General features: G+C 41.0%; 1 protein-coding gene. It reads left to right on the forward strand.

Translation table 11 applies throughout. The annotated features are described in order from the left end of the window. Nucleotides 1-86 precede the first annotated feature (86 nt). Nucleotides 87-1,055: an IS30 family transposase gene (locus ACYQ2C_RS18555; RefSeq protein ID WP_460104683.1), complete on the forward strand. Its 969-nt coding sequence runs from the start codon at nucleotides 87-89 to the stop codon at nucleotides 1,053-1,055. The last annotated feature ends 28 nt before the right edge of the window (nucleotides 1,056-1,083 follow it).

The raw sequence follows: 1,083 nt of genomic DNA on the forward strand, positions 1-1,083 counted from the left end.
CTTGGTTTCGGATAATAAGTGCAATTTTCTTGAAAAGAGGCCAGCTGGTATAGTCGGCCATTTTTCTCGCCAAAGGAAAATGCACAATGAGCTATACCCAGCTGACCGATTACGAACGATATCAGATTTACAGTTTAAAGAAAGCAGGACATAACCAAAAAGAAATATCGCATTTGTTGAGTAGAAGCCCATCTACGATTAGCCGAGAGTTAAAGCGTAATACAGGCTTGCGAGGTTATCGCCCCGCTCAAGCACAGAAATTAAGTGACAATCGCCGATCAGAGGCCAGAAAATACAGAAAAGTTACACCTAAAGTCTATGCTCAAATAGAGTGTTTACTGCGTCAACAATTAAGCCCTCAGCAAGTTGTTGACTATTTAATGCAATGGCAAAAGATACAACTGCATCATGAAACCATTTATCAACTGGTGTATACGGATAAAGCGCAAGGCGGTGATTTATACACGCACTTAAGGATTGCAGCTAAGCCCTATCGTAAACGTTACGGACACAATGATCGACGAGGTAAGCTGAAAAACCGTGTCAGTATAGAAGAGCGTCCAGCCATTGTTGATTTACGTCGACGAGTGGGTGATTGGGAAGGAGATACGATCATAGGCAAAAATCGCCATAGTGCCTTATTGACAATGGTAGAAAGGAAAACCTTGTATACGATTATTATTCGTCTCAACGGCAAACATGCAAATAAGTTAGCTGATGAAGCGATTAAATACTTGAAACCGATTGCTGATCGGTTGAAGACACTAACGTTAGATAATGGATTGGAGTTTGCAGAGCATCAGCGTATTGCTCAAGAATTGGGTGTCAGTATTTATTTTGCCCATCCTTATGCTTCTTGGGAGCGTGGAATTAATGAGAACACCAATGGTTTGATTAGGCAGTATTTTCCAAAGCGAACGGACTTTAATAAGGTGACGGATGAAGAGATTCAATTTGTAATGAACCGATTGAATAGTCGCCCCCGAGCAACACGTGGTGGTAAATCACCGAATGAATTATTTTTAGGGCAGCGAGTAGATTTACTTGCTGCATAATTGATTGCAGTTATTACTTGAAACCAAG

This window comes from Sessilibacter sp. MAH3, from assembly GCF_054658275.1.